General features: G+C 46.9%; 17 protein-coding genes. All 17 read left to right on the top strand.

Annotated elements, in window-relative coordinates; genetic code table 11:
• Positions 1-4: 4 nt before the first annotated feature.
• The 17 genes from J2W69_RS15195 to tldD all read left to right on the top strand — a co-directional run bounded on the left by J2W69_RS15195 (position 5) and on the right by tldD (position 22,621).
• Entirely contained in the window at positions 5-1,768 is a 1,764-nt protein-coding gene (locus J2W69_RS15195) for a GspE/PulE family protein (protein WP_310280041.1), read from the top strand.
• Positions 1,768-2,985, top strand: coding sequence for a type II secretion system F family protein (locus tag J2W69_RS15190; protein WP_310280039.1), 1,218 nt, complete (start codon positions 1,768-1,770; stop codon positions 2,983-2,985). Before J2W69_RS15195 ends, J2W69_RS15190 begins: the two co-directional genes overlap by 1 nt.
• A 104-nt stretch (positions 2,986-3,089) precedes the next feature.
• Positions 3,090-3,785 (top strand): prepilin-type N-terminal cleavage/methylation domain-containing protein, encoded by a 696-nt coding sequence (locus J2W69_RS15185; RefSeq protein WP_310280037.1) that lies wholly within the window; start codon positions 3,090-3,092, stop codon positions 3,783-3,785.
• Between the two features lie 23 nt (positions 3,786-3,808).
• Entirely contained in the window at positions 3,809-4,372 is a 564-nt protein-coding gene (locus J2W69_RS15180; RefSeq protein ID WP_310280035.1) for a prepilin-type N-terminal cleavage/methylation domain-containing protein, read from the top strand.
• Between the two features lie 15 nt (positions 4,373-4,387).
• Positions 4,388-4,819 (top strand): type IV pilin protein, encoded by a 432-nt coding sequence (locus tag J2W69_RS15175; RefSeq protein ID WP_310280032.1) that lies wholly within the window; start codon positions 4,388-4,390, stop codon positions 4,817-4,819.
• Positions 4,813-5,475 (top strand): type IV pilus modification PilV family protein, encoded by a 663-nt coding sequence (locus tag J2W69_RS15170; protein ID WP_310280030.1) that lies wholly within the window; start codon positions 4,813-4,815, stop codon positions 5,473-5,475. The genes J2W69_RS15175 and J2W69_RS15170 overlap by 7 nt, the downstream gene beginning before the upstream one ends.
• Complete coding sequence (locus tag J2W69_RS15165) at positions 5,475-6,338, top strand: PulJ/GspJ family protein (RefSeq protein ID WP_310280028.1); 864 nt, start codon at positions 5,475-5,477, stop codon at positions 6,336-6,338. The genes J2W69_RS15170 and J2W69_RS15165 overlap by 1 nt, the downstream gene beginning before the upstream one ends.
• Positions 6,328-6,771, top strand: a complete 444-nt coding sequence (locus J2W69_RS15160) for a pilus assembly PilX N-terminal domain-containing protein (protein ID WP_310280026.1) — start codon at positions 6,328-6,330, stop codon at positions 6,769-6,771. The genes J2W69_RS15165 and J2W69_RS15160 overlap by 11 nt, the downstream gene beginning before the upstream one ends.
• A gap of 67 nt (positions 6,772-6,838) precedes the next feature.
• Positions 6,839-11,572: a DUF6701 domain-containing protein gene (locus tag J2W69_RS15155; protein WP_310280024.1), complete on the top strand. Its 4,734-nt coding sequence runs from the start codon at positions 6,839-6,841 to the stop codon at positions 11,570-11,572.
• 342 nt (positions 11,573-11,914) lie between these two features.
• Entirely contained in the window at positions 11,915-12,958 is a 1,044-nt protein-coding gene (locus J2W69_RS15150; RefSeq protein ID WP_127686481.1) for a rod shape-determining protein, read from the top strand.
• Positions 12,959-12,972: 14 nt separating this feature from the next.
• Positions 12,973-13,860: a rod shape-determining protein MreC gene (mreC, locus tag J2W69_RS15145; protein ID WP_310280019.1), complete on the top strand. Its 888-nt coding sequence runs from the start codon at positions 12,973-12,975 to the stop codon at positions 13,858-13,860.
• Positions 13,860-14,342, top strand: a complete 483-nt coding sequence (gene mreD / locus J2W69_RS15140) for a rod shape-determining protein MreD (RefSeq protein WP_310280017.1) — start codon at positions 13,860-13,862, stop codon at positions 14,340-14,342. Before mreC ends, mreD begins: the two co-directional genes overlap by 1 nt.
• Before the next feature lie 8 nt (positions 14,343-14,350).
• Complete coding sequence (locus tag J2W69_RS15135) at positions 14,351-14,914, top strand: Maf family protein (RefSeq protein WP_310280015.1); 564 nt, start codon at positions 14,351-14,353, stop codon at positions 14,912-14,914.
• On the top strand, positions 14,911-16,380 hold the full coding sequence (rng, locus tag J2W69_RS15130; RefSeq protein WP_310280013.1) for a ribonuclease G: 1,470 nt from the start codon (positions 14,911-14,913) through the stop codon (positions 16,378-16,380). Before J2W69_RS15135 ends, rng begins: the two co-directional genes overlap by 4 nt.
• Positions 16,380-20,354, top strand: coding sequence for a YhdP family protein (locus J2W69_RS15125; RefSeq protein ID WP_310280012.1), 3,975 nt, complete (start codon positions 16,380-16,382; stop codon positions 20,352-20,354). Before rng ends, J2W69_RS15125 begins: the two co-directional genes overlap by 1 nt.
• Positions 20,347-21,189 carry a carbon-nitrogen hydrolase family protein gene (locus tag J2W69_RS15120; RefSeq protein WP_310280010.1) on the top strand — a complete coding sequence of 281 codons (843 nt, stop codon included), beginning with the start codon at positions 20,347-20,349 and terminating at the stop codon, positions 21,187-21,189. The genes J2W69_RS15125 and J2W69_RS15120 overlap by 8 nt, the downstream gene beginning before the upstream one ends.
• Complete coding sequence (gene tldD / locus J2W69_RS15115) at positions 21,182-22,621, top strand: metalloprotease TldD (protein ID WP_310280008.1); 1,440 nt, start codon at positions 21,182-21,184, stop codon at positions 22,619-22,621. The genes J2W69_RS15120 and tldD overlap by 8 nt, the downstream gene beginning before the upstream one ends.
• The last annotated feature ends 21 nt before the right edge of the window (positions 22,622-22,642 follow it).

Below are 22,642 nucleotides of genomic sequence, written 5' to 3'. Positions count from 1 at the left end.
TTTTATGTTAAAACCCAGACTAAAAATGCGGCTTGGCGACCTGTTGGTGCATGAAAACATCATCAGCGAACAACAATTGCAGCAAGCCTTAGCCCAGCAACAAAAAACTGGCCGCAAGCTGGGTAGTAGCCTGATTGATATGCAGTTTTTAACTGAAGATCAGTTACTGCAGTTTTTGTCTCAGCAGCTTAAAGTCGATTTATTGGATATCAGCCAACAGCAAATTGATCCTAAAGCTGTGGCTTTATTACCTGAAGTGCATGCCCGCCGTTTCCGCGCTTTAGTACTGGAAGACAGAGGCAGTTCTGTATTGCTTGGTATGAGCGACCCGGCTGATTTGTCAGTGCTGGATCAAATATCGCCTATGCTGGCGCCAAAAGACATTTCCATTGCGATAGTGCGGGAAAGCCAGCTGATCAGTGCGTTTGACCGCCTGTACCGTCGTACTAAACAAATCGAAAGTTTTGCCACCCAGCTCAAAGAAGAATACGCCGAAACTGATATTCTGGATTTTGGTGCGCTCAATGACGCCACTGACAAAGACAATACCATTGTTAAACTGCTGCAATCTATTTTTGAAGATGCTGTGCAGGTGCGGGCTTCGGATATTCATATAGAACCTGATGAAAAGCTGCTGCGTATACGGCAGCGTGTCGACGGTGTGTTACAGGAAAACGTCTTAAAAGAAGTCAGTATAGTGCCGGCTTTGGTGTTGCGGTTAAAGCTGATGGCACAGCTGGATATTTCGGAAAAACGTTTACCGCAGGATGGCCGTTTTCAGATCAAAATTAAAGGCCGTACCATAGATGTGCGGATGTCGACTATGCCTGTGCAGTATGGCGAGTCTGTGGTGATGCGTTTACTGGATCAGTCGGCAGGCTTGCTGACGATGGAACAAACCGGCATGCCGGATGCGCTGCTAAAACGTTTACGCCGGATTTTGAAAACGCCCCATGGCATGATTCTGGTCACAGGCCCGACAGGTTCAGGTAAAACCACCAGTTTGTATGGCATGCTGAGCGAGCTGAATAAAGAAGGTAATAAAATTATTACCGTTGAAGACCCGGTGGAATACCGCTTACCCCGTATTAATCAGGTGCAGGTGAACCATAAAATTGGCCTGACGTTCAGTAACGTGTTAAGAACCAGCTTACGTCAGGATCCGGATATCATCATGGTGGGTGAGATGCGGGATCAGGAAACCGCAGAAATTGGTTTGCGTGGTGCTTTAACGGGTCACTTGGTATTGTCGACTTTACACACCAATGACGCCATCAGCAGTACCTTGCGTTTAATAGATATGGGAGCAGCTGAGTACTTAGTGGCCAGCGCATTACGGGCTATTCTGGCGCAGCGACTGATCAGGCGTTTATGCGCTCATTGCAAAACAAGCTATACCCCGGATCCGTCTGAAACCAGCTGGTTACAGTATAAAAATATAGCGCTCACTCAGCAGTTCTGGCGCAGCGAAGGCTGTCAGAACTGTAATAACACAGGCTACTCTGGCCGTATTGGTGTCTTTGAATTATTGGTGATGAACCGCGAGCTGGCCGATGCCTTGCGCCGTGGTGATGCCGAAGGTTTTGCAATAGCTGCCCGTAACAACGAAGGCTTCCGGCCTTTGGGGGATATGGCACTGGATTATGCAATGCAGGGCCTGACCAGTATCGAAGAAGTGATTAAGGTGTCTGAATACCTGGAGCTGGAAGAACCGGTCCAGAGCAGCGCAGGTAACGGTGTTGCCACTGCAGAGCAGGAGCCTGACTAATGGCTACCTTCAGCTATACAGCAAGAGACAGGCAAGGCCAGTCTGTTAGCGGTAGCATTGAAGCTGGTAGTGAAGCTGCAGTTGCGGATATGCTGCTGCAACGCAGTCAAACCCCTATTAAAATTAAGTTGCAGGAAGAAAAGCAAGCCAGCGCCGCCATCGTCTGGCCATGGCAGCAGGTCAGTATGACCGAGCTGATTATTTTTTCCCGCCAGATGTATTCCCTGATGAAAGCCGGTATTCCCATCATCAGAGCTATAGTGGGCTTAGCAGAAAGCACAAGTTCAACAGCATTAAACACAGTGCTGCTGGATTTAGCTGATCAGCTGGAAAAAGGCCGCACTTTATCAGCAGCTATGGCACAGCATCCGAAGATATTCAGTCGTTTGGTGGTTTCTATAGTGCATGTGGGCGAAAACACAGGTCGTTTGGATGAATCCTTTTTGCAACTTTCCGGCTATTTTGAGCAGGAAATGGAAACCAAAAAGCAAATTAAACAAGCCACCCGTTACCCCACTTTTGTACTTATTGCCATCAGCATCGCCATGGTAATTATGAATATTATGGTGATCCCTCAATTCGCAGGTATGTTTGCCAAATTTAATACAGAGTTGCCCTGGGCCACTAAAGTACTGCTGGCCAGCTCGAATCTTTTTGTGAATTATTGGCAATGGATGGCAGGGGCCGTTGTGGGGCTTTTATGGGCATTAAAGCTGTATTTACAAACAGACAAAGGCCGCTACCAATGGAGTTACTGGAAACTGAAAATGCCACTGATGGGCACTATTTTAGTGCGCGCCAGTTTAGGGCGTTTCAGCCGCAGCTTTGCCATGATGCTCAGAGCAGGTGTGCCTTTAACTTCAGCCTTAACATTGGTAGCTGAGGCAGTCGACAACGATTATATGGCGGAAAAAATCCGTGATATGCGAAAAAACATCGAAAGGGGCGAAAGTTTACTGCGCGTTTCGGTACAAAGTGAATTATTTACACCTTTGGTACTCCAAATGTTGGCTGTAGGCGAAGAAACAGGTCAGGTTGACGAAATGTTGACGGAAGTTGCCTCATTTTATGAGAGAGAAGTGGCATACGACTTGAAAGGACTTACAGCAAAGATAGAACCTATTTTGATTTCAGTAGTGTCTGCTATGGTGCTTATTTTGGCCTTAGGTATCTTCACACCTATGTGGGATATGTTGAATGCCTATAAGGGTGGCTAGTAAATAATCGGGAAAATGAAAAAAATAGAAGACAACTTGGTAATAGTGGGTAAAATGAGCGCAATTAGCGATAAACTAACAAAAAAAGATGTGGAGTTAACAAAATGAGACGACAGAGCGGTTTCACTATTATCGAAATTATCATTGTGATAATTATTTTAGGCTTATTGGCAGCCACAGCTTTACCTCGCTTTCTGGATGTAGTGGATGACGCTGAAGGCGCTTCACTGGAAGGCGTCACTGGTGGTTTTGCGACATCTGTAGGTTTAGTGCGTGGTCAATGGGAAGTGGCGGGTCGTCCAAGTGGTTCTGCAGCCAGTGGCAGCACTGGTGCACTCCAGGCCAACCTGACCTTTGTCACTGTCGATAACCGTCGAATTGGTGTGGATGCCAGTACTGCCCAGGTTTTGGGTGGTTTTACCCGTGGTTATCCTACTGCTGGCGTCACTTCAGCTGCAACTGCAGCAGTAGTGAGTGGCACTGCAAACAACACCCAGGTAGCGAACATGACAGAAGCCCGTTGTCTGGAAGTGTTTAACCTGATATTGCAAAACCCACCTGCAGCCATTGTTGGCACTGGTGCTACCGCCGCTACTTTAGCACAAAATAAATTTGTTGTTAGGGAAGGAACTGGCACAGCTGATAACATCTGTTTCTATTTCCAGACTGCTGGTATGGTCGCAGTGCCAACGGCACCTGCGACAGCAACAAACAATGTTCCAGCAGCTGTAACTGGTCTCAACTATTTTTGGTACAATCCTGCGACTGGCGTAGTAAACGCTGTTCGTAACAAGGCGTAAAGAATTTTTAAACGAGGTGAAGTATGAAGACTTTAAATAAACAACAAGGTTTTACGTTAGTAGAACTGATTATAGTAATAGTAATTTTAGGTATTTTAGCTGTGACAGCAGCGCCACGGTTTTTGAATTTCAGTGGCGATGCAAAAATTAGTGTATTAAACACAGTGAAGGCTTCGGCTCAAACTGCCGCTAAAATGGTTTATGGTAAAGCTGTATTGCAAAGCCAGGTAGGTACTGCACCAACGGCAGCAAACGCTGGACCAGAAGTCGAAGGTGTGGAACTGACACACGGTTATCCTCAGGCAACTGCCGAAGGTATTATCGCTGCTATTGATATGCCTGATGGCTGGGTTTCCAGCTCAGATGTAGCATCTGGGTTAGTTGCAGAGACATTTACAGCTGAAGTTGCTGGTCCTCCGGTTGTTCCTGCTTACATCAGCGCCGCAGGCCAAATTCGTATTGCAGCAGCAACTGCAGACTTGGCTAATGGCGGCTGCTATGTACTGTATACAGCAGCGTTTAAAGCAAACGCAACAGCAACAGAAACTGAGCCAGTCACCACAGTTGTAACAACTGGTTGTAATTAATAGAGAGATGTAGCCGTGAAACATTCTTGCGGCTTTACTCTGATCGAGCTGATTATAGTTATCATGTTGCTCGGTATTATTTCTGCTACTGCGTTGCCCAAATTTATGGGCAAAGGTGGCATTGAAGAAGCTACGGTGCAAGATCAGATGATTTCTGTCTTGCGTCGTATGCAAATTCAGGCGATGCAACAAACCAATACCAGTTGTAGTTTACAGTTGTCAGCTTCAGAACTAAGCCCTACTGGTTGCACTGCCGCAGAAAGTTTCAACCTTATTTTACCTACAGACTCTGGTTTAAGTTTTTCTCCCGCTATAACCTTAACTTTTGATTCGTTAGGCAGATTAAGCTCAAAGCCTTCCTCTGTCACCACTCTCGTTATTTTGTCTTCCGGCGTCCCCACCGCTAATGTTTGTATTGAAACTGAAGGCTATATCCATCCATGTTAAAACCTTCAAATAGTGCATCCATAAAACAACAAGCTGGTTTTACTTTGGTAGAACTGGTGATCGGTATAGTGGTGTTAGCAATAGCCTTAACTATGATTACCGGAGTATTAGGCCCTTTGTATCAGCGCAGCACAGACCCGTGGCATCAGGTGCGGGCTGCAGAACTTGGTCATAGTTTTTTAAATGAAATTATGGCGCGTTCTTTTGATGAAAACTCTGACAGGGCAGGCAGTGAATTCCGTTGTGATGCAAGCTCAGACCCTTCAGATGCAGCCTATGAGGCCGGTGCTGATGTGTGTAGTAATGAACCTGTATTAACAACACCTCCTTTACTATGCGCCAACCAAACAGCTTTTGTTTTTTCTTGTTCAATAGCGCCATGCTGGGGACCGGATCCTGACGATACCGGAGGACGTTCAGGTTTTGATGATGTGGATGATTTTCATGGTTTTGTAGGCTCGGGCTCCACATTGCTGAATGTGTTAGGTAATAATTTAGCTGACAGTTATACAAATTATAAAGTTTGTGTTGATGTGCGCTATGCCGGTGCTGATTTAGGTGATGCAAATAACAGAGCTGCAAAGCGTGTAACTGTGAGTATTGTTACTCCTTCAGGTGAGCAAATTGACTTCTCTGCTTATCGGAGCAACTGGTAATGCGGACTGGTAACAGAAAAAGCAGTGGATTCACTTTAGTTGAGTTAATTTTGGTGATTGTGGTGCTTGGTATTCTGGCAACTGCAACAACCAGCTATCTTGGTTTAGGTGCCAGAATGTATGCCGAAGCTTCAGACCGGGATCAATTATTAAGCCAAAGCCGCTTTGCATTGGAACGCTTAACCAGAGAGCTACGTAATGCGTTACCAAATAGCGTAAGACTACATGATGCGAATAACGGATCGCAGTGTATTGAATTTGTTCCTGTTGTTGTTGCAGCTCGTTACACAACCATTCCAACTTTGACTCAGCCCGGCAATAGCATTCCTTTGTTTAGTATGGCGACTGAATGGGTCAGATTAAGCGCCGAAGAAGCCGGTTATATTGCAGAAAGCAAAACTTTCCGGGTTTACATTTATGCGACCGACAGAAGTCAGATTTATCCTGCAGCCCACTCAAACCCAGGACGTTTTCATAGTCTGAACTCAGCGGATTTGTATAACATAGTTGGAGTAAGCGCTCCCTTTGCTGTGACATTGAATTTATCAGGCAATGTCAGCTTTTCAAACAGCTCTCCAAGTAACAGGTTATATCTTGCAGATCAACCTGTGAGTTATTGTATTACTGTATTAAACCAGTTATTACGTTATGAGGGTTATGGTTACAGTACCAGCGGCCCAACGTTTGATACTAATGACGGAGTGTTGATGGCAAAAAATCTCAATACACTGCAGTCGTCTTTTGTCATTGAAGAGCCTGTATTAAGCAGAAACTCTGTAGTGCATGTAGTTCTGGCATTTGAATCAGGCTTTAGCGACGATTTGTTTTTTAACCAGGAGGTTCATATCCCCAATGTCCCCTGAGAATCTGACGAGATCTGGCAAATTACAACAAGGCAGTGCTTTAGTTGTTGCTGTGTTTATTATTGTAGTGATGTTGCTTTTGATTGGGTCACTGTCAAAGCTTCTGGTAAGCAGCACTGAGTCAGTTTCTTATGAAGTGCTGGGGACCCGCGCTTTTTTTGCGGCCCAATCTGGCATGGAATATGGAGTAAAGCTTTTGTATCCTTTCGGTGAAGTTGACTCCGCTGTCTCTGTTGCTGCCTGTACGGGGATGGCGCCATTGCTGTTACCAGATTTTGACGCTGCAGGGCTGCAATCCTGCAGCGCTTCAATCTCTTGCCTGCCATCAGCTTCTCCTGAAGGAACAATTCATTTTCTGTTAAGCAGTACGGGTCGTTGTGATGGCGGGTCCATCCAAACGTCCCGCACTATAGAAATGGAAGTGTGGCAGTAGTGGGTGCTATAACTAATCAAAGCGTTGTTCAAGGTTGTGCTCTTCATAAAAAGAGCGGAGTAAAGGCATGAAGAGGTTGTTGTGGGTTGTTGTGGTTCTCCTGCTGTCCATGTATGGGCAGGCTATGGCAGCCACTCTGAATTTTAATGATAGCAGCAGCCTCGCCGCACTTCAGGCCAGCGGTACTTGTGCTACCTGGAATAATGCATGGGATTACAGTGCTGGCGAATTCTCCTGTAATGCGCAGGTTACTTTTAGCAGTGGTGATCAAATCCGCACTACCAGTGCATCGGTGATCATCAGAGGTAATGCGGGCATTAGTGGCAGTAATCTCTCTGTGGGTACCAGTACCAACAGAGTGAATTTAACAACCACTCATGGTGTACTTCAGATCAGCGGTTCTTCTACAGTCTATGGCAACCTTCAGACCTCAAGTGGCGCTGTTACGGTACAAAGTTCTACTGTAAACGGCAGCATCACTTCGTCGGGTGCTCTTACATTAAATGCGGCCTCAATCAGTGGCAGTGTCAGTACCAGTGGTACTGGATCGATCACAAACGGCAGTAGTCTGGGCGCTGCGGTCAGCATAGGCAACGGCCTGACAAGCAGTGGGTCAACATACCTTTCAACTTTGGCAGTGACTAATGGCGGCTTAACTACCAACACCAGTGTTTATCACGGTGCTGTTACCGTAAGAAGTCATATTCTTTCCACTAATGATACATTTCTGTCTGATGTCACCAGTACCAATGGTCGGCTGGAGTTTACCGGAGGCTCAGTCACAGGTTTGATTTACACCCCTTGCTGTACTCTGACCACCAATAATACCAACCTTGCCGGTGGGGCCACAGTGCAATCCGGTATCACTATTACCGGCGGTACCATAGCGGGTGACTATACCATGACATCGAATAACCCGGCTGTAGTGAGTAATGTCACTATGACCAGCGGTTCTATTACCAGTGCCAGCACAGTAACTATTACCAACAGTACTTTAGGTTCTGATACTTCTCCTGTGCTTGTTACGTCGGTATCGGGCAATATTTCGGTAAATAACTCTCAGGTTTATGGTGATTTAACCACGCCTGGTTATGGTGTTGTGCAGGTGAACGGTTCCAGTGAGGTTATTGGATCCTGTGTGCCTATAGATGAACCGCTGTTTGCCTGTGGTGGCGTGGCTTCTGTTACGCGCGAATCGTATTGGCGCTTTGATGAAGTGCTCTGGAATGGCACTGCGAATGAGGTAAAGGACTCTTCGTTAGAACAGCGGGATGGCAGAGCCAGAAACAGTGCTGTGGTGGCGCAACTGACTCCTTCGCCTGCGTCCTGTACTTATGGCGATTTTCAGTCCGTGGGAGCCTCTAACCATCCTTTTGTCGATATCAACAGAAACACCTATTTTCACGACAGTGACGAATTTGGTTTTACCTTATGGCTTAAAATGAACGCTTCAGCTCAGGCTGCCGGCAGCCAGACTATTATGGCCTATGGTGGTGCTATCAACAGTGCCAATGGACGTTTTCAGTTAACCCGGGAGTCGGGTGGCAATTTACGTTTCACCATACGAATGACAGGCGGCACAACCCGTTTTGTTGAAGTCAGTGGCGCTAATATCTTTAATGATCAATGGCAACACATTGCGTTTAGTTATAGTAAAAACAATAGGCGGATGCGGCTCTACGTTAATAATCAACTGGTGGATGACACGCCTAATAGCAGTATAGATAATGCTGATGCTACCAAAACTCCGAACGACGGTAGCGGAAATTTTGCTATAGGTGCATTGCCTGATGGTACTTCGGGCATTCGTGGTCAAATTGACGAAGTGCGGTTTTTTAACCGTGAGTTGAGCACCTCCGATGTCAAAAATATGTACGAACAAACAGCCACTTGTATTAACGAATGTTTTACTGAGAACTTCAGCAACGACGCCAACTGGTATCTGACTCAACTGAACAGCACACCTCCTTCGTTAAGAACAGCGCCAAGTCGTTTACGTTTAACTGAAAATAGCCAAAATCAATCCACCTCTATTACCTTTAAGCGTAGTTTCCCTGCTGCCGGCAATAAAATGACCATAGAGTTTGACCATTATGCTTACGGTGGTAATGGTGCTGACGGTATTGCTGTGGTGTTATCTGATGCAACAGTCAGTCCGGTACCTGGTAGTTATGGCGGCAGTTTGGGCTATGCACAGCGAACCAATGTGAATCCGGCTCAAAGCGGTTTTGCCGGAGGTTGGCTGGGTATAGGTTTTGATGAATTTGGTAATTATTCTCAGGCCACCGAAGGACGGGTTGGTGGTACTACAGCCCGCCCGAATGCAATAGGGGTGCGTGCTGCCAGCAGCACTAATTTTGGCTGGCTTGGCGGCACCAATACTTTATCACCCGCCTTGAGTGCTGCTGGCAGTACTTTGGCTCGTGGTGACAGATACAGAATTACTATCGACTCCAGAATTCAGAGCCCACAAACCGTTTCTTTTCAGCTGGAAAGACGTTTAGCTGGCGGTTCTGCTTACAGTACCTTGCTGACATCTGCTAATTTGCTGAGCTTAGGCCAACCTGCACCTCCGGCTAATTTATTATTGTCTTACACTGGCTCTACAGGAGATAACACCAACTTCCATGAGATTACCAATATTCAGGTCTGTACCCAGCAACCTTCAGTGCCTGTAGAAATCGGCTCACAATTGCACCATATTGAATTCAGTTATCCTGCGTCACCTTTAACCTGTAATCCCACAGCTGTGATCATTAAGGCTTGTGCCAATGCCTCTTGTACTGAGTTGTATACTTCCCCTCTGACTTTAAACCTCGCTGCTACAGGTGGTAGTTGGGAAGGTGGTAATGCGGTGACTTTTACCGGTTCAACCACGAAAAATCTGATAAAAACAACTGCAGGAAGTTTCACTCTCGCGGTCAGCTCGTCCAGCGTGCCGCCAGCCAATGCACAGCAATGCCTGCAAAATGGTCTGGCTGACGATTGTATTTTTACTGTCGCGGATAGCGGTTTTGTATTTGATGTGCAGGATATGATTGCGAATCAATCCCAAAATGTGCTGATCAGTGCGGTGCGTAAAGACAACGCCAGCCAACAGTGTGTACCTGCTTTTGCCAGTGTCACAAAACCGGTTAAATTCTGGTCTGGGTACATTGACCCTGTGGCTGCTGGCCGACCAGAAAGCCGTTCTGTGTTATTAGACGCAGTAGCTGTTGCACAGTCTGAAGTCGCAGCACAAACAAGAAATCTGAATTTTAATGCCAGTGGTCAGGCTACTGTGTCGCTGAATTACATTGATGCTGGTCAAATGCAACTTAATGCCCGTTATGATGGCTCTGGTGCCGATGCCGGACTGCTGATGACGGGTTCTGATCAATTTATTGCCCGTCCAGCCGGACTTTGTGTGCAGGAAGGAAATACCAGTGTTGCTCCGGTCAGTTGTGCTTTACCTTATGCAAACTGCGCTGCGTACAAAAAGGCTGGCGAAACTTTTCAGTTGTCTGTTATTGCTAAAGCCTCTGCCAATAACGGTGACGCCAATTTATGTTCCAACCCACTGAGCACTCCGAATTTCAGGATGAATACTGTTGGATTAACTCATAATTTGCTGGCTCCATTGGCTGCTGACGGCGGCAGTGCTGGTGCTCTTGGCGTTGCCTCTTATAATCATATTCAGGCAGTTGGTGGAGTAGTGACAACCAATCAGACGGTATCTGAAGTAGGAGTCTATAGCTTTACTGCAACTCCGGCGGAAAATAGCTACTTTGGTTACACTATCCCTGCAGCGACCAGTGCTGCTGTTGGCCGTTTTATTCCTGCTTATTTTACCGCTTCAGTGAATACTCCTGTGCTGGAAGCAGCTTGTAATGCAAATGACCCTGATCCATCAAAGACAAAATTTGCTTATCTGGGCCAGGCCGTGGGTTATCAGGTTTTCCCTCAGGCTACTTTAATTGCAAAAAATGTTCAGGGAGCGACAACGACAAACTATGGCCTGAATTTCTTCAAAGCTCAGTCGATGACTGCAGATACAGTTGCTGAAATGAACGCCGCAACCAGCTATTCCACTTTAAGTACAGTGGCAACTTCTTCTGCGCCAAGCAGGGGCGAGCTGACGCCAATAAATTTTGACAATTATGATGGTCAATTTGACCTGGCTATGAGTAATGTGACAACACCAACCATCAGAGCTGAGCAACTGAGTTTCGCCCGCACTTTGCCTTACAGCGCTCCTGTGTTAAGTGCGGCTTTAGGTTTGAGACTGGATTTAGCAGATACCTTTGTCAGAGACAGTGACGGAGTTTGTGTTAAAACTGCAGATAACGGCAGTTGTTTGCCTGTTACTTTTAGCACTATTACAGCTCCTGAGTTGCGATATGGGCGCTTGCGTCTAAGTGGTGGATCTGTTCCTGAAGCCAATCCGACAAATGCTGTTTCAATACCTGTGGGTTTATTCGCGGAGTATTGGAATGACACTGCCTTTGTATCAAACACAGCGGATAATTGCAGTGCCGTGAACTTTAATAGTATGACTGTTGAGTCGGGTCATGGCAAAAGTGGTACTGTGGGTACCCTTACTGCTGGTAAAAACGACCTGAATACTTTGATAGTTCAGGTTCCTGCTTCCATAGAAGGCAGTTGGCCTGTGTTTTACACCGCACCTGACTGGCTGAAGTTTGATTGGTTAAAAGAGGCGACTGGCCAGCCGCTGGTATTGGAAAATCCAACAAGTGAAATCAGCGTTGGCCGTTACCGTGGCAATAAACGCCAAATTTTCTGGCAGGAACGGCTGAACTAACTAAATGTTGAAACCTGTTGGATGGGAGCGTCATTTGAGACGGGCGGGGGCAAGCCCGCGCGCTTTGGTTTACCTGATGCCGATGTAAATTTGAAACCGATGCATCATCATGACGGGCAGGGGCAAGCCCGCGCCCCTGCAATTTTATATTCTCAGCCCCGCTAAACTTAAGTTCATCTCTCTTGTCTGACTACGAAACATTTGGCTTTTCAATGGCTTTGGTTTAATTTGGTAAAAACTAAAGATAAAGCTATTTTCTTGGCGTTTTGTTACTTAAAATAAGCGACATTATTTTGGGCACCTTGTGTCACCACCTCTTAGTTAAAAGGATTAGTCTGTTCCATGTTCAATAAACTGCGTGGTCTGTTTTCAAATGATCTGTCGATCGACCTGGGGACAGCCAATACACTCATCTATGTAAAAGATCAGGGCATAGTCCTGAACGAGCCTTCAGTAGTTGCTATTCGTCAGGAAAGAACTGGCGGACCTAAGAGTGTTGCGGCCGTAGGCCACGCTGCCAAGCGTATGCTTGGTCGTACTCCTGGCAATATTAAAGCCATTCGTCCAATGAAAGACGGTGTAATTGCCGACTTTTATGTGACTGAAAAAATGCTGCAGCACTTTATCAAACAAGCACACAGCAACAGTTTCCTGCGTCCAAGCCCACGAGTACTGGTTTGTGTGCCTTGTGGTTCTACTCAGGTTGAACGCCGCGCTATCCGTGAATCGGCTCAGGGTGCAGGCGCCCGTGAAGTCTATTTAATAGACGAGCCTATGGCCGCTGCTATTGGTGCAGGTTTACCTGTGTCTGAAGCCACAGGTTCTATGGTGGTCGACATAGGTGGTGGTACTACTGAAGTTGCCATTATTTCTCTGAACGGTGTGGTGTATTCCTCATCAGTTCGTATTGGTGGCGACAAGTTTGACGATGCCATTATCAACTACATCCGTCGTAACTACGGCATACTGATTGGTGAAGCTACAGCGGAACGCATCAAAACAGAAATTGGTTCAGCTTACCCAAGCGACGAAATTCTGGAAATTGAAGTCCGTGGCCGTAACCTGGCTGAAGGTGTACCTCGCAGCTTCACTATGACCAGCAACGAAATTTTAGAAGCTTTACAAGAGCCATTGGCTGGTATCGTTTCTGCAGTCATGGTTGCTTTGGAACAGTCTCCACCAGAACTGGCTTCAGATATTTCTGAACGCGGTATGGTATTAACTGGTGGTGGCGCTTTATTGCGTGACTTAGACCGCCTGTTAATGGAAGAAACCGGTATTCCTGTGGTTGTGGCTGATGACCCGCTGACCTGTGTGGCTCGTGGTGGTGGTAAAGCTTTAGAAATGATCGACATGCATGGCGGTGATGTGTTTAGTTACGACTAACAAGTCAGTTCTGAATGAAACCTATCTTTGAGCGTGGCCCATCTCTGCCGCTAAGACTGTTTTTTGCAGTCTTGTGCAGCGTTGGGCTGATGACGCTGGATCGATTCACCGACAGCTCCACACAGTTGCGTAGTTATTTAACCGCAACTGTAAGTCCTTTGTATTATCTGGCCAATTTACCCCAGGCCATGATGTCTGATGCTTCCGAACAATTTATGTCTCACCAGCGTTTACTGCAGCAGAACCAAAAGCTGCGTGAAACCTTGTTGCGGCAAAATACCCAAATGCAGCGCCTGCAATTTTTACAGCAGGAAAACGACAAATTACGCTCCCTGTTAGGTTCTGTACCTGTGGCTGAAAGTAAGCGCCTGGTGGCTGAAGTGCTGGCTGTGTACAGCCATCCATTCAGTAATCAGATAGTACTGAACAAAGGCAGCAACGACGGTGTTGTGGCACAACAGCCTTTGATTGATGATTTAGGGGTTCTGGGGCAAATTGTCAGTGTGGGTCCTACCAGCAGCCGTGCTTTACTCATTTCCGATACCACTCATGCCATTTCGATGCGGGTTGAACGCAACGGCGATCATGTGGTGGCTGAGGGTTTAGGTCAGGCCGACGAAGTACGGCTGATGCATATTCCACACAGTGCTGATATTCAGCAGGGAGATAAACTCATTACCTCTGGTCTGGATGGCGTTTTTCCTGAAGGTTACCCTGTCGCTGAAGTAGTACGTATTATTCGTAATGCACAACAGCCGTTTTTACAGGTATATGCCCGGCCTTATGCTCAGTTGGATCGCATTCGTTACGTGTTATTGGTATGGCCGAAAGAAAAACCGGAAATTGATGAACAAATTGCGCCGCCTGATGCCGAAGCTGCTGCTGTAGCGGGAGATTTCTGATGGAAAAGTCGCATCGTTTAATTCTGGTGTATTTGTCGTTGATGTTTGCGCTGGTGCTGGCTGTAGTGCCACTGCCTGCCATTGTGAAGTTATTCCGGCCTGACTGGCCTTTGCTGGTGTTGTTTTACTGGGCTTTGGCTTTGCCGTTTCGCGTCAGTATAGGCACAGCTTTTGTCACAGGTTTTTTATTGGATGTATTGGTCGGCACTGTGCTTGGTGTCAATGCACTGGCGTATTCAGTGATTATTTATTTCTGCTCAGTGCACCATCTGAAAATCCGCAACTTCTCTATTTTGCAGCAAAGCCTGGTTATAGCGCTGTTTTTAGCCTTTTATCATTATTTTATCTTTTGGTTGAGTCACTTCTTAACAGGTGTTGTTTTTACCATGGCGTATTTGTGGCCTGTAGTCACAGGTGCTGCGGTCTGGCCATGGATCTTTTGGTTACTACGTCGTATCCGCCGCCAGTTTAAAATTCATTGAGTACCGCCATGATAGCCCTTGCGTCCGCTTCACCCCGTCGCCGCGAATTATTAGTTCAGTTGCAGCAGGATTTTGTGCTGGTCAAAGGCGAAATTGATGAAAGCCAACTCGAAGGCGAAACTGCCGATCAGTATGTGTTACGGTTAGCCGAACAAAAAGCCCTGGCCGGCTATCAGAGCCAGCAGCGACCGCTACCGACTCTGGGGGCTGATACCATAGTGCAGGTGGACGAATTAGTTTTAGGTAAACCTGTTGATCTGGTCGATTTTCAGCGCATGATGGGCTTATTGTCGGGCCGCAGTCATTGGGTCAAAACAGCGGTGGCTATTGCAACAGCACAGGGTATGATCAGCACTACTGTCGCGACTAAAGTCTGGTTTAAACCACTGTCCGAACAGGAAATACTCTGGTACTGGACTACCGGCGAGCCCGCTGATAAAGCCGGTGGTTATGGTATTCAGGGGCTGGCAGGTCAGTTTGTACAGCGTATAGATGGTAGTTATTTTGCTGTGGTAGGTTTGCCTTTGTATGAAACCGCACAGCTGTTACAGACTCTGAAGGACATGCAATGAGCGCAGAATTACTGATCAACGTCACGCCAAGTGAAACCCGGGTGGCTTTGATTGAAAACGGTGTATTGCAGGAAGTGCATATTGAGCGCCAGGCCAAACATGGGCTGGTCGGCAACATTTATATGGGTAAAATCAGCCGTGTCTTACCTGGCATGCAGGCTGCTTTTGTCGATATAGGCTTAGATAAAGCCGCTTTTTTACACGCCTCAGATATAGTCACAGCAGGTTTAAACATTGCGGATCCTGAACTTAAAGCTGGTCCGGTGAAAGATATTCGCCTGCTGGTGCATGAAGGTCAGTTTTTACTGGTGCAGGTGGTGAAAGACCCGCTAGGGACCAAAGGCGCCCGCTTAACCACTGATATCACTTTGCCAAGCCGCCATCTGGTTTTTATGCCAGGTTCTGCTCATGTTGGCGTATCACAACGTATTGAAAGTGATAGCGAGCGTCAGCGTTTAAAAGATATTGTCAGCACTTGTCTGGAAGAAAGCGGTGGTTACATAGTTCGTACAGCGGCCGAAGGTGCGGGTGAAGACGAGCTGCTGCACGATGGTAAGTTTTTACAGAAGCTGTGGGCTAAGATCCAAAAACGTAAAAAAAATGCCCGCAAAGAAACTATGTTGTACGAAGAGCTCACGCTGGCGTATCGCATTTTACGTGACTTTGTGGGTTCTGATTTAGAACGGGTGCGCATCGACAGCAAGCTGACTTATCAGCAATTGCATGCCTTTACCGAAGAATTTGTGCCTGAAATGACAGCACGGCTGGAGTATTATCCGGGCGAGCGGCCGGTCTTTGATTTATTTGATGTTGAAAATGAAATTCAGCGTGCGCTGGAGCGGCGCGTGATGCTGAAAAGTGGTGGTTATCTGATGATCGACCAAACCGAAGCCATGACCACTATAGACGTCAATACTGGTGCTTTTGTTGGTCATCGCAATTTAGAAGAAACCATTTTTAATACCAACACAGAAGCCACTCAGGCTATAGCCCGTCAGTTGCGGCTACGGAATCTGGGCGGCATTATTATTATCGACTTTATCGATATGCAAAGCGAAGAGCACCAGAAGCGCGTACTGCATAGTTTAGAGCTGGCTTTAGGCCGGGATAAAACCAAAACCAATATTCATGGTTTTTCTGCTTTGGGTTTGGTTGAAATGACCCGCAAACGCACTCGTGAAAGTCTGGAACATGTGCTTTGTGGTGAATGCCCTATTTGTGCTGGCCGCGGCAGTTTAAAAACCGTCGAAACTGTTTGTTTTGAAATTTTGCGTGAAATAGTGCGGGTAAACCGGGCTTATGTGGCAGATAAATTTGTGGTTTATGCCTCACCTGCGGTAAAAGATGCCTTAATTAATGATGAATTTCACAGCATGGCTGAACTCGAAGTCTTTATTGGTAAACAAATCAGTGTCGTGATCGAACCTCAATACGGTCAGGAACAATTTGATGTGGTGATGATGTAGTGCGGACTGTAAAACAGGCCTGGTTTTATTGCTTACACAAAATTTGGATCTTCTTTGCTATCTTCGTGGTGTTGATGGCCACATTAGTCTCGGCTTTACGTTTTGGCCTGCCTTATGCCCCGGGTTATAAAACCGACATCGAACACTGGATCAAAACACAATACGGTACTGAAGTACGAATTGGCGCTTTGTCAGCAGGCTGGCAGGGCACTGGTCCGGCTTTGGTATTGCAGAAACTGCAAGTACTGGACAGCAATTTTCAGCCGCAATTAACCATAGAGGAAACCGGCATCCGGCTGGATTTCTGGCGATCATTACGCACTATGGAACTCAGTGCTGCTCATTTTGAACTGACGGGTTTAATCTACAGAGTGGATGCACAGCGCTGGTTAGGTACTGGTGTAGCTACTCCTTCGGATAACCAGCCGTTATTTGATGCACTGCAGGATTTGTTTTTTAAGCAGCTGCAGCATTTTTCTGTACTCGACAGTCAACTGGTGTTTAACAACACGCAGGATGAAGATATCCGGCTGGATATTAAAGCGCTGAACTGGCGAAACGAAGGTGAACGCCATCAGGGCTGGGGCGAATTGTCTGTCGCTGATGTGACCGCCAATACCTTGTCTTTTATTATCGATTTAACAGGCGAGCCGTCTAAAGCCAATGGCCAGCTGTATCTGGCCAGTCAGCAACTGGATTTGTTGCCCTGGTTTCAGCAGCTACTGCCGCAAACCCGCAAGCTGAACAGCGCTAAACTCAACTTTGCCGCCTGGGGGGATATTAAAGCCGGTAAGTTGCAAAAAATTGATGTGGCTTTGTCTGACAACAATGTTGGCTGGTTAAAAGATGGCGTCTGGAACAAAGTGGCTTTGTCTGATGGCTATCTGCGCTGGTTGCCTATGGCCAAAGGCTGGAGTTTAAGTTCAAGCCCTATGAGGCTTAGTAACAGCCATCAAAGCTGGCCGGGTTTGCAATTGCAAATGAGTCAGAATGAACTGGGTTATCAGGCATCCTTACAAAACCTGCAGTTAGGTATAGCGCGGCCTTTGCTGGAATTATTCTCTGATGGCTCTGAGCAATTGCAGTCGCTGTTGGCTTACCAACTGGATGGCAAAATAGACAGACTGGATTTACTCACAGAAAACGAGCAGTGGTATCTGGCAGGGCAGTTTAATGAATTGTCTTCTGCGCCAGTTGCCGATGTACCAGGCGTGAAAGGCTTTCACGGCAGTTTTGTGGCTTCGCCGCATTTTGGCTGGCTGGGCTTAAAAGCCAAAGAGGGCAGCTTGCAATGGGGCCAGGCTTTTAGTCAGGACTGGAACTACAAAGGCGCTGAATTAGAGCTGGCCTGGCGTAAACGTGCCGGCAACTGGCAAATTCTGGTGCCTTACCTGAGTTTATGGCAGGACGCTTTTAGCCTGGAAGCCGAGCTGGTGGTGAATCTGGACGACAAACCCAATATGGATTTAGTTGCACAACTGCATGGGGTGCCAGTACAGAATGCGGAGCAGTTCTTCCCTAAGTTTTATATGCCTGGATCTGTCATCAACTATCTTAAGCCTGCGTTGTTATCCGGTGATCTCAGTTCAGGCAAAGTGTTATGGTCCGGTGAATTTTCTGCTTACCCTTATGCAGAAAAAGACGGTGTATTTCAGGCTTTGGCTGACGTAAACAATGCTGAGTTTTTATTTGATGAAAGCTGGCCAAGCATTACCGAGTTATCAGCAGAATTGTTGTTTGAAAATGCCTCTATGCTGATCAGCAGCAAATCGGGTTATCTGGTGGATGCTCCTGTTGAACAAGGTGTACAAGTGGCTATTCCTGATTTGTACAACGCCGACAACTTAATTATTGATATTAAACAACAACTGCTGGCAGAGCAGGTGACTACCCTGATGCAGGCTTCGCCTATGCATGATTCAATCGGTGAAACTCTGGCTTACTTAGGTGTCACAGGGCCGGTGAAAGGTGATGTGCGCCTGACTATAGGTTTAGAAGAACCCACTGTGGATGTAAAAGGGGCTATTGACTTTGAACGCAATGGCTTATCTTTGTCTGCACCCGTTTTAGTGGGCGAGAACCTGACGGGCCGTCTGGAGTTTCATAATGACAAACTCAGCGCAGACGATTTGCAGCTTTTTATCAGTAATATTCCGCTGCAGTTTGGCTTTCGTGGTGAACAGCAACAAGATAACTACAAAGTCTCTTTGTTAAGTCAGGGCTTACAAAACAGCCAGGAACTGTTGCTGAATTTAGCGCCGCAACTGGAACATTTTGCCAGCGGCCCTTTAAACTGGCAGTTTAAACTCGACTTGCTGCTGGCAGGCGAAGGTTATACCTATCAGGCCGATTTAGCGCTGGATTTAACCAACACTGAATTAATGCTGCCCATGCCGCTGGCGAAAAAGCCTGGTCAGGCCGGTACTCTATTCTGGTCTTCCAGTGGCAGTCAGGACAACTCAGTGCTGGCTCTGAGTTATCAGGATCTGGTGTTTTTTGATGCCAGTTATGCACATGCACAGGGCCAGATAGGCCGGGCTCATTTAAGTTTAGGTGCCAAAGACAATGCGGGTTTTGCCGATGGTTTTACCATCAGTGCTCAACTGGACAACACTGATTTTATGCCCTGGTTTGAGCTGGTTCATCAACAAGTCAGTCAGCAATCCGCTGAAGCTGGCTTGCTGCCCGCTTTAACGTCGGTCAAGGCCAGTATAAATAAACTGACGGTGACAGAAGATATTCAGTTTGATCGGGTGCAGTTGCAGATAAAACCAGAAGCTGATTATTGGTTGGCAGATGTAGCAGCCACTCAAACCAAAGGCCAGTTAAAACTACCAAGAGACTTAATGGAACAGGGCATTGAAGCCAATCTGGAGTTTTTGAAATTATTCCCCTTTGACCCTCAGCAAGTTGAAGCTGAAGCTTTAGTGGCGGAAGAGGCCATGGCCAAACTGACGAAGGAGCAACAAATTGCCAAAGCTCTGGCTGAAGTGGTGAAACCTGAACCTATGCCATGGCTGGCCGATTTGCCGCCATTAAAACTGGATTGTAAAAGTTGTGTGTTTGGACCTTTTGATTTGGGCCAACTGAGTATACAAACCGAATCTGATGGTGAGCGTTTAACTATTCACAGCTTTGAGTCGCGCTATAAAAAACATCAGTTAAGTATTAAAGGTCACTGGCAAAAAGATGCAGAAGCAGGTGTCACCAGGTTATCCGCTAAATTAACAAGCCCTGATTTTGGCCAATTAATGAAAGATTACCATTTAAGCTCTGCTATAGCGGGCAGTCCGGCCGAAGTACAGATAGATAACTTAAGCTGGGCTGGTGGCCCAACTCAGTTTAACTACGCGACTTTAGGCGGCAAACTGAATTGGAAATTAGGCGAAGGCTCTCTGTCAGAAGTCAGCGACAAAGGTGCGCGCTTATTATCTGTGTTCAGCCTGGGTTCTCTGGTACGTAAGCTGAAGCTGGATTTCAGGGATATTTTCTCTAAAGGTTTTTTCTACACCGAAATGAAAGGTGATTTGCAGCTGGATAAAGGCGTGGTTCACACCAACAATACCCTGGTGGACGGGGCTGCAGGCAAAATAGAACTTCAGGGTTATGCCGATTTAGTCACACGTCAGCTGGATTATCAGATGGCATTTTTGCCAAAAATCACCTCCAGTTTACCTGTGCTGGTGGCTTTGCTGCAGTTTAATCCGGCCACGGGTTTAGCTGCTTTGGCGCTGGATGAGTTGGTTGAATCGGCTGAGGTGGTTTCCAAAGTCAACTTTGTAGTGACAGGTAATTTTGATCAGCCAGAAGTACAGGAAGTCGCGCGCCATACCACAGAAATTGAAGTGCCACGTTCTGAGTTATTAAAAGCTGAGCAGGAAAAACGTTTGCGCTTGCAGCAGGAACAAGAAGCACAAAAGAATCCCGCTAAACCATCGGCTAAGCGACAAAACAAGGACAAAGCTAATGGCTAAGCTCTGGCGTTTATCTGCTGTGCAGCTGACCAGTGGTCCGGATCCTGCGGTTAATCTGGCTAAAGTAGAGCAGTTACTGGCGCAACTACCCAAAGCTGAGCGACACCTTGCTGTATTACCAGAAGGTGTGGCTGTATTTGCCGGCGCTGATGGCCTAAACCTGCAATTAGCCGAAGCCTTGGGGGCTGGCCCGTTACAGTCCGCTTATGCCGCTTTAGCGAAAAAACATCAGTTGTATTTGCTGGTGGGTACTTTACCCACTCAAACTTCTGATCCGATGCGTTTTGCTGCCAGTAGTCTGTTGTACAATCCAACTGGTGAATTGATTGGCGACTATCAGAAAATCCATTTATTTGATGCCTTAATAAACGACTGCAGCAAGCAGTACCTGGAATCTGCGACTACTATGCCGGGAGACAAAGTAAGTCTGGAGCAGCTTGATGAGCTAAAACTTGGCATGCTGATTTGTTACGATATGCGTTTTCCGGGTTTAAGCCAGACTCTGGCAGCACAAGGCATGAATGTGCTGGCTGCTCCTTCTGCTTTTACTACAGTGACAGGGGAGGCCCATTGGCATACCTTGTTAAGAGCCCGGGCTATAGAAACTCAGAGTTTTGTCGTAGCGCCTGCTCAGGTGGGGACACACATCAATGGCCGTCAAACTTATGGCCATAGTTTAATTATCGACCCATGGGGCCGCATTCTGGCAGAAGCCGATGGCAGCAGCGAAATGGTGCTGAGTGTCGAAACAGATTTAGATCTTTGCCAGCAACTGGCAGAGAATATGCCCGTAAGGCACCACAACAGATTTCAAAGTGAGTTAAAGCATGAGTAATGTCGAACACAACCTGTTAAGCGCCAGTGACTTAAGCGCCAGTGATTTACAGCAAAGTCTGGGCTTTTTATTTGCGCACAAGCTGGATTATGCCGATCTGTATTTTCAGTCCAGCGTGCATGAATCCTGGGGTCTGGAAGATGGTTTAGTGAAAGACGGCTCTTTTAATATCGAACGTGGAGTAGGTGTTCGCGCTATTAGCGGTGAAAAAACCGGTTTTGCTTATGCCGATTCTATCTCCGCCGCAGCGTTAAAACAGGCTGCAGAAGCTGCCCGTGGTATAGCTGGTGCTGGCAAACAAGGTTCAGTGCAGGTATTTAAACAACAAAGCCAGCCACAAATTTATTTGCCTTGTGAGCCGCTACAAAGTTTAGATAACACCGCTAAAGTTGAGCTGCTAAAGCAGATGGAAGTTTATATTCGCAGCCTGGACAGCCGTGCCGAGCAAGTTGCTGTCAGCTTGTCCGGTGTGTATGAAGAAGTATTGGTAGCTGCATCAGACGGCACTTTTGCTACTGATATCCGTCCTCTGGTGCGGTTAAATTGTTCAGTACTGCTGCAGCACAATGGCCGTCGTGAACGCGGTGGCAGTGGTGGTGGTGCCCGTACCAACTATCAGTATTTCCTTGAAGACGTCAATGGTTCACCCCGCTGGCAGGGTTATGCCCGTGAAGCTGTGCGTATGGCTCAGGTGAACTTAACTGCGGTCGATGCACCAGCTGGCACTATGCCTGTGGTGTTAGGTTCTGGCTGGCCTGGCGTGTTATTACACGAAGCTGTAGGTCATGGTCTGGAAGGTGACTTTAACCGCAAAGGTTCCTCTACTTTTGCTGGCCGCGTTGGCGAGCAGGTTGCGTCCAAACACTGCACTATTGTCGATGACGGCACTTTAGCTCATCGTCGTGGTTCTTTGAATATCGATGACGAAGGCACAGCCAGTCAATACAACGTATTGATCGAAAACGGTATTTTAAAAGGTTATATTCAGGACAAACACAATGCGATGCTGATGAATGTGGCACCAACTGGTAACGGTCGTCGTGAATCTTTTGCCCATTTGCCTATGCCTCGTATGACCAATACTTATATGCTGGCGGGTGAATACGACCCACAAGAAATTATCGGCAGCGTGAAAAAAGGTATTTATGCCCCTAATTTTGGTGGTGGTCAGGTGGATATCACTTCAGGCAAGTTTGTGTTTTCAGCTTCAGAAGCTTATCTGATTGAAGATGGCAAAATTACCACGCCTATTAAAGGCGCAACCCTGATTGGCAATGGCCCTGAAGCGATGCAGCAGGTGTCTATGGTAGGTAACGATTTAGCGCTGGATGCTGGTGTTGGGGTTTGCGGTAAACAAGGTCAAAGCCTGCCTGTAGGCGTAGGCCAACCGACATTAAAACTGGATGCCATGACGGTAGGTGGCACTGCGTAAACTGCCTCGCCGTAAAAAAGG

It is taken from the genome of Rheinheimera soli (assembly GCF_031457405.1).
GTDB lineage: Bacteria > Pseudomonadota > Gammaproteobacteria > Enterobacterales > Alteromonadaceae > Pararheinheimera > Pararheinheimera soli_A.
Note: the sequence above shows the minus strand (reverse complement) of the source record. Positions and strands in the feature narration are given on the sequence as shown.

Coding starts and splice junctions, on each gene's coding strand:
- J2W69_RS15195 (WP_310280041.1), top strand. CDS start 5: ATGTTAAAACCCAGACTAAAAATGCGGCTTGGCGACCTGTTGGTGCAT.
- J2W69_RS15190 (WP_310280039.1), top strand. CDS start 1,768: ATGGCTACCTTCAGCTATACAGCAAGAGACAGGCAAGGCCAGTCTGTT.
- J2W69_RS15185 (WP_310280037.1), top strand. CDS start 3,090: ATGAGACGACAGAGCGGTTTCACTATTATCGAAATTATCATTGTGATA.
- J2W69_RS15180 (WP_310280035.1), top strand. CDS start 3,809: ATGAAGACTTTAAATAAACAACAAGGTTTTACGTTAGTAGAACTGATT.
- J2W69_RS15170 (WP_310280030.1), top strand. CDS start 4,813: ATGTTAAAACCTTCAAATAGTGCATCCATAAAACAACAAGCTGGTTTT.
- J2W69_RS15165 (WP_310280028.1), top strand. CDS start 5,475: ATGCGGACTGGTAACAGAAAAAGCAGTGGATTCACTTTAGTTGAGTTA.
- J2W69_RS15160 (WP_310280026.1), top strand. CDS start 6,328: ATGTCCCCTGAGAATCTGACGAGATCTGGCAAATTACAACAAGGCAGT.
- J2W69_RS15155 (WP_310280024.1), top strand. CDS start 6,839: ATGAAGAGGTTGTTGTGGGTTGTTGTGGTTCTCCTGCTGTCCATGTAT.
- J2W69_RS15150 (WP_127686481.1), top strand. CDS start 11,915: ATGTTCAATAAACTGCGTGGTCTGTTTTCAAATGATCTGTCGATCGAC.
- mreC (WP_310280019.1), top strand. CDS start 12,973: ATGAAACCTATCTTTGAGCGTGGCCCATCTCTGCCGCTAAGACTGTTT.
- mreD (WP_310280017.1), top strand. CDS start 13,860: ATGGAAAAGTCGCATCGTTTAATTCTGGTGTATTTGTCGTTGATGTTT.
- J2W69_RS15135 (WP_310280015.1), top strand. CDS start 14,351: ATGATAGCCCTTGCGTCCGCTTCACCCCGTCGCCGCGAATTATTAGTT.
- rng (WP_310280013.1), top strand. CDS start 14,911: ATGAGCGCAGAATTACTGATCAACGTCACGCCAAGTGAAACCCGGGTG.
- J2W69_RS15120 (WP_310280010.1), top strand. CDS start 20,347: ATGGCTAAGCTCTGGCGTTTATCTGCTGTGCAGCTGACCAGTGGTCCG.
- tldD (WP_310280008.1), top strand. CDS start 21,182: ATGAGTAATGTCGAACACAACCTGTTAAGCGCCAGTGACTTAAGCGCC.